This window comes from Streptomyces sp. NPDC040405, from assembly GCF_055595765.1.
Map to the genome: position 1 here is coordinate 22,614 of NZ_JBVIVI010000031.1, position 6,757 is coordinate 29,370.

The 6,757-nt window shown below is 66.7% G+C and carries 4 protein-coding genes; 2 read left to right on the top strand and 2 right to left on the bottom strand.

Annotation, left to right across the window (positions count from 1 at the left end):
• Positions 1-192 precede the first annotated feature (192 nt).
• Both ACZ59A_RS44630 and ACZ59A_RS44635 read left to right on the top strand, forming a co-directional pair.
• Positions 193-2,613, top strand: coding sequence for an ATP-binding protein (locus ACZ59A_RS44630; RefSeq protein ID WP_470971546.1), 2,421 nt, complete (start codon positions 193-195; stop codon positions 2,611-2,613).
• Between the two features lie 374 nt (positions 2,614-2,987).
• Positions 2,988-3,623 carry an SMI1/KNR4 family protein gene (locus ACZ59A_RS44635; protein ID WP_470971549.1) on the top strand — a complete coding sequence of 212 codons (636 nt, stop codon included), beginning with the start codon at positions 2,988-2,990 and terminating at the stop codon, positions 3,621-3,623.
• Positions 3,624-3,672: 49 nt separating this feature from the next.
• Here the strand turns inward: ACZ59A_RS44635 and ACZ59A_RS44640 are convergent, their stop codons facing one another.
• A complete protein-coding gene (locus ACZ59A_RS44640) occupies positions 3,673-4,908 on the bottom strand; it encodes a hypothetical protein (RefSeq protein WP_470971551.1) in 1,236 nt (411 codons plus the stop codon).
• A gap of 177 nt (positions 4,909-5,085) precedes the next feature.
• Complete coding sequence (locus ACZ59A_RS44645; RefSeq protein ID WP_470971556.1) at positions 5,086-6,498, bottom strand: NF041680 family putative transposase; 1,413 nt, start codon at positions 6,496-6,498, stop codon at positions 5,086-5,088.
• Between the last annotated feature and the right edge of the window lie 259 nt (positions 6,499-6,757).

The following is a 6,757-nucleotide window of genomic DNA, read 5'->3' on the forward strand; positions in this document are numbered from 1 at the left end:
GCGCATCAGGGTGCTGCGGGCCGACGTTCGGCCGCAGCACCCTTTCGCATGTCGACATCCGTAACCGGTATCCAACACAGCTGCGGGCCGTTGTGACAGAGAGGGTGGGGTGTATGAGGTTGGCGACGGGTAGGGGATTTATCGCTCTTGTCATGGAGTGGCTGTCGGTCAGGTGGAGGGGGAGGACTGAGGATGGGGAATGCCTTACCCGGCGGGTCGGGGGACGGGATGGTGCGTGGTGGGGTGTGGTCGGACCTGTCGGGCTCGGCTCGTGATGTGGTGCAGGCGGGGCAAGTACTCGGCGGTGTGCACTTCCACGGCCTGGCCCCGGTGAGTATGGAGGTTCCGGTGCCGCGGCAGCTCCCAGGCGATGTGTCTGGCTTCGTCGGGCGAGTCGCCGAACTCGCCGAGCTGGGTGCGCTGCTGCCCGACGAGAGCGACGGTCCGGACGGGACGGTGCCGGTGGTAGTGATCGCCGGGACCGCTGGGGTGGGCAAGACCTCGCTGGCCGTCCGCTTGGCCCACCGGATCAGCGGGCGATTCCCGCATGGGCAGTTGTTCGTGAACCTGCGCGGCTATGACACCGGGCCGCCGCTGGCGCCTGCGGCGGTACTGGAGCGGTTCCTGCGCGCGTTCGGCGTTCCCGGATCGGCGGTTCCGGCCGAGTTGGAGGAGCGTGCGGAGCTGTACCGGTCGCTGGTGGCGGGCAAGCAGGTCTTGGTGGTGCTGGACAACGCGGCCACGGTCGGGCAGGTCCGCCCGCTGCTGCCCGGCGCCGCTGGCTGCCTGACGGTGGTGACCAGCCGCCACCGGTTGTCCGGGCTGGCCGTGCGCGACGGCGCCCGCCGCATCACCCTGGGCATGCTCACCGAGCAGGAGTCCGCCGACTTGATCACCACAGCCACCCGCGGATACCGCGCCGGCGACGATCCCGGCCAGGTCGCCGAATTGGCACGGCTGTGTGCGCGTCTTCCGCTGGCGCTGAGGATCGCCGCCGAACGCGCCGCCACCCACCACCTGCTCGCCCTGCCTGAGCTGACCGCCCAGTTGCAGGATGAGTCGACGCTGTGGGAGGCGCTCTCTAGCCCCGACGAGGAAGAAGCCGACGCTGTACGCACCGTCTTCGCCTGGTCCTACCGCGCCCTCCCGCCCCCCGCCGCTCGCCTCTTCTGTCTCCTGGGGCTGCATCCTGGCCCGGACTTCTCGGTGCAGGCTGTCGCCGCCCTGACCGACCAGGAACCCCGGCCGGTTCACGCTCTGCTGGATTTGCTGGCCGGCGCCCATCTCATCGAGTCCATCGGAGCGGACCGGTACCAGTTCCACGACCTGCTGCGCGCCTACGCCACTGACCAGGCACACCAGGAGGAATCCCCTGAAGACCAGCGTGCCGCGCTCCAGCGGGTGGCCGACTGGTATCTGCACACCGCCGACGCGGCTCGTGGGGCAGCTCAGACTTTCGATCTCTCAATCCTGCCCTCGGTGCAGAACCGCCCGGTGCCGGTGCTGGTGTTCCGAGACGACCAGGACGCGCTTGCCTGGTACCACAGGGAGCAGGCCAATCTCATGGCTGTCGCGCGGACCGCCGCGCAGGCCGGGCTGGAGGAGATCGCCTGGCAGATGTCAGCCACGTTGCAGGGGATCCACGTGGCCAGCGGTGCTTTCGACGACTGGCTGACGATGGCCCACATTGGGCTGGAGGCCGCCCAGCGCCTGGGCGACCAGCATGCCCAGGCCCTCATGCACAACACCCTGGGCATCGCGTGCAAGGACTCCCAGAAACTGGCGCAGGCTGCCGAACATCACGAGGCCGCGCTTGAGCTGCGTACCCGCATTGGCGACTGGGCCGGCGTGGCCGAATCCGCGAACGGCCTGGGCCTTGTCCACCTGTGGCAGCGCGAACTGGACGCCAGTCGTACCCGTCTGGAACAGGCCCTGGACCATTACCAGCAGCACGGCCCCTACGACCGGACCGGCATGACGCTGTGCAACCTCGGTTTCGTCACCGCTGATCTGGGCGAAACTCAGCAAGCCGCCCGTTTCGCCCGCCAGGCCCTGGCCATCTACCGAGAGACCGGAACCGATCTCTACCTGCACGCCGACGCACTGCGCCTCCTGGCCCGCCTCGATCGAGAAGCCGGCCACTACACCCAGGCAGGAGACCGTCTCACCGAAGCCCTGGCACTACTGGAAAACAGCAGATCTCCCGCAATGGAAGCAGTGCTCCGCCTCGAACAGGCCACCCTGCTGCGGGAGCAAAACCAGCACGACCAAGCCCTGGAAACGTACTGGGCGTGCGAGGCACTCCTGCGCTCCATTGGCAACCGCTCCGGTCAGGCCCTGGCCTACGACGGCATCGGCCAGACCCTGCGCGCCCTCGGTCGCCTGTCCGAGGCCATCGACTTCCACACCACGGCCGTCCGCATCCTCCGCGACCCGCCCCAGCCCTGGAACCTCGCCCAGACCCTATTTCACCTCGCCGACGCCCACGCCGACAACGACCAGCCCGAGCACGCCGTCCAACACTGCACCGAAGCCCTCACCCTCCTCACCGGCTTCACCGACCCACCTGCCGCCGCCCTCCGTCAGCAGCTCCAGGAACTGATCAACGAATAGCGGAAATGCTGCGCGACTGGGACGCAGCGGCAGACGTGCGTGGAGGACCAGCGTCGGCTCCAGGACGTGGAGTCCAAGGAGATCGGGCGTATCGCCGCCGCATACGCCACACGGCTGAAGGAGCTGGAGGCTTCTGAGCCGCGTGGCGAGCCGTAGCCCGCGGGTATTGCGCGGCCCGGACTGGTTCGGGAACGCCAAGCTAAAAGGACAACTGCCGAGCCCCGGCATCGGGTGTGTCCGAACTCTCATTCCGGAAGGCAGCCGGGCCCGTAGACGGCTCGAAGATCTTGCCGTGCCATGGGGCCGGTGTCTCGATGGTGGCGTCCATGCGAATGGTCATGGTCGTGGAGACTGCGGCCGATAGGGTGTTCAGCATGAGTGACGATACGCAACGAGTGGCTGTGGCCTGGGGGCGGATCGAGGCGTGGCTGTGTGAGCACGCTGCTGCTTCGGCTGATTTGCTGCGCCCTCCGGCTGGTGAAGCCGACATCGCAGCGGCGGAGGTGGCTATGGGAGTGGAGCTCCCGGTGGCGCTCGCGGCCTGGTATCGGGTCCATGACGGTTTCGACGGGGGCCATGGTTCTGGGGTTTTGCCGTCCAGCATGGCGATGTTGCCGCTCGCTGACCTGGTGGATGAGTACCGGATGCATACGCGGGACTGGGAGCGGGAGGCTGGCATTGTGCCGTTCGCGCGGACGGCTGGGGACATCTGGTCCGGCTGGTATGTGGACGCGCGTAGGGGCGAGCCCTCCTTCGGCAACCTGGGGCACTGGTCGGTTGACGGTGGAGACGATCTGTACCCGTTGGGGCAGGGTGGTTGGCCGCTGGTGGACTGGCTGGAGGAGATTGCTGCGGCGCTGGCGGAGGGTCGGTGTCTGCGCCGGCCGGATGGAGTGGACGACAGGTACGACTGGCCGGTGTTGACCGGCGGCCAGGGGCTGACCTGGATTGATCCCAGGGATCCACGGCTGTTCCCCGACGGGATGATCAAACTCGACGGTCCCCGTTAGGGCTGGTGGCCCGGGAGCGCGCGGGGCCCCTGGACCACCAGTCAGTCGTTTACGGCTTTGGGACCGTGCACTTCACGGTTGCCTTGCTGGCGTCGCAGTGCTCGAACTCGGGGAACTTGACCCAGTACTCGTCCGTGTCCAAGAGGTGGTATTTGCTCCCGGCGGCGAAGGCGCCAGAGAAGCTGGCCATCGAGGTGGTGTTGATCCAGCTCGACATGCTGGAGCGTCCGCAGACCTCCTGCCACGTGGGACCGGCCTTGCGCTCATCGTCGTACAGGTGCCACTCGCCCTGCTGCACACGAGTGGCATAGCTCTGCACGCACGCATCTCCGCTGGCGACCTCGTTCAGTCCGTCCAGGGACTTTGGCATGCCGCCGCTGTTGTACGAGGCGGCGTACGCGAACTCGTCACACGACGCTGTGTCGTTCGGGGCGATGTCCGTCACAATGCTGGTGTCTGGATGCCCGTTCTTGGCTGCCCAGCCCGACGGGCAGATCACGTCCCGGTTCTTCTGCGGGTCCCGGTTGTGCTGGTTCTTGTCCGCCTTGGGCAGGTACTTCAGCGGCTTGTTTGCGGTAATGCTGCCGGGGTGGTTGGGCAGCTTCGACTGGATCAGCCACGCATGCGCGACCGCAGCCGGAGTCTTCCTGAAGTTCATCACCCACGTCGGCTTGTACTTGTGGAACACGCAGCCAGGCTTGGCCGGATCGGCCACCTTGTCGCAACGGATGTCCAGGTCCGGCGTGGATGTCCCCATCTCGCCTTGGTTCAGCTCCGCTGTCGTGTCGGGGGTCCTGATCGACCAGTTCCACGTCATCTTCACCGTGGACTTGTCATTCGTATTCGTGCCCGAAGCGGTGTGGGTGAAGGTGGCAACAGCAGGGTGGAGGTCTGTCCCGGTCGTGATCCACGTCGGGAACCCTCTCCAGATGGCTGCGCTCGTGGAGCACTGCGGCTCACACGAGAATTCCGGAATGACAGTCAGAGGGCCCCACTCGGACGACTTGCCCTCGAAGTCAACGAAATCGACCGGGAGGAGCGTCCATTCCTGCTGGAACGTGGTCGACTGCGGATCTAGCTTGATCTGGATGACAGAAGCGAACGTGGCAGTGCCGATCAGGATGGTTTGCCCATTCGGCAATTTGCTGTACATGTGCCCGTAAAGGGGCGTCGCCTTTTTCATGCAGGCTTCTGTGCGCTTGAACCAGTCGGTGTCCGAGAGGACATCGCTGCACCACTTGACGAGATCAGCGTCATCCCGTGTGCTGCGGAGGCGTTTCTCCACGGACGCCTGCTGCTTCTTGGTCAGATCTCCGACCTTGCCGACCTCCGCACAGAGGACCTTGTTGTCGCCGACGTCCGAGCAGTTTTCACCCGAGGTGGACCGACCGCTCGTGGTGTTCGGGTCGTCGTACGTCCGCTGCGCCTTCTGCGGCTCCTGGTAGGTATCTAAGCTTGATCATTAACCTCGCTGCTGTTTCAGGCGGACATGTTCGGTGAGGGTTTCGACTCTTTTCACGGTCTTCCCAGGTGCGTGACGTGGGGCTGGTCTGCGGTTCTTCGAGCCGGGTGGGCGTCCGGGGCCGGGCTTTGAGGGTCTGGGCACGTCGGCGGGACGGGCGGTCTTCACGCGGAGGTGGCGGAACCCCCGACGGACTCGGGCGGGGGTGAGCCGTCGGGGCTCGGCGGGTCGCTCCCAGGGTCGGCGGAGGTCTTCGGCGAGTGGGCGGGCGAGGCGGAGTTGAGTGTGGGCGGCAATGATCAGCCAGGTCCACAGGTCGGCCGTGTGTGGATCGCGGACCTTGGGGACGGTCCAGCCCAGGGTCTGTTTGAACAGCCGGAAGGTATGTTCGAGATCGAATCTGCGGAGGAACACCTGCCAGCGCAGGTCGACGTCCGCTCCGGTCATCCCGGTGCGCGAGGACCACAGCCACACTGGCTTCGGGTCGCGGTCGCCGGGCAGGTGCTCGACCTTCAGGCGGATCAACGTGCCGTGGATCAAGGGGAGTTCACTGCAGTGGTCGAGCCAGGGGCCACGGGCCTGTAATCGGGGGTGCATCCGGTCCCAGGCCAGTGCTTCGGCCGTGCCGTAGCGGGTGGTGTCGCACGTCGTGGCCTGATCAGGGGTGTGCCAGGTCTCCGGTTTGGAGAAGGTGAGGACGCCGCCGTGCTTGCGGGGCTGTCCGCCGCGCGGGGTGGAGCGGCGTGGGCCGGCGTCCCGGAGCATGACGCGGTCCGAGCGGAGTCGGCCGGCCAGCTCGACGGGCAGGTCGGCCAGGACGTAGGCGAGGCGGGTGACGTCGTAGCCGGTGTCCATGACGACGAGGATGTCCGCGTCGCCCGGCCGCCACTGCCCAGCGTGCACCAGCCGGGTGACCACCTCGCGCAGCTGGGTGGCGGTCACCGCGGTGGCATCGTCGGCCGGCCCCAGCCGGATCGCGTCCAGCACGGCCGTCCACGACGTGCGTCCCGTCTCCAGCGCGGCGACGAAGGAATAGGGCCAGCCGGGGATGAACTGATCCGCGCTGCGGCCCCGCCCGTAGACGTGGCAGAACAGCAACTCCGGGCTGGTGGGGGCGTCGGGACGCAGCCAGTTACTCACGTCTACCGCGAGCACGATCCGCCCGTCGGCGGCACGCGGCAGCGGCGTGGAGGCCAGCAGCCTGCGCAGGCGGCGCGGCTCCAGCCAGCCGTGGTTGACCGCGTCGTACATCGCTCCGTGCCCACGCCGGTGCTCGGCCGTGAGCGTCAGCTCGACCAGCGACGTCACCGGGCCGTCCGAGCACAGCACCGCGTCGGTCAGCTCGAAGAGCGCATCCGCCCGGCTGTAGAGGCAGTCGTAGAACTGGACACGAAAGTGGGACAGGATGCCCAACGCGGCGTCAGCGGACTGTTCAGGGGCGAGACTCTTCACCAGCGGCCGTTCTTTCACGCGACGTTGCTCGACACCTCGAAGCGTGAAGAACGGCCGTCCTGCTGTCTCAGGAACGAACCAAGATCAGCAGGTCAGGTGAACCGCCGAGGTTAAACACCAAGCTAAGAAGCCGTTGCTCTATCGGTCATGGTGATCACTGGTTCGAGTGTGGCGACTCGGTTGGGTGATCTCCGGCCGAAGCAGGTATGAAAGCAGGGCC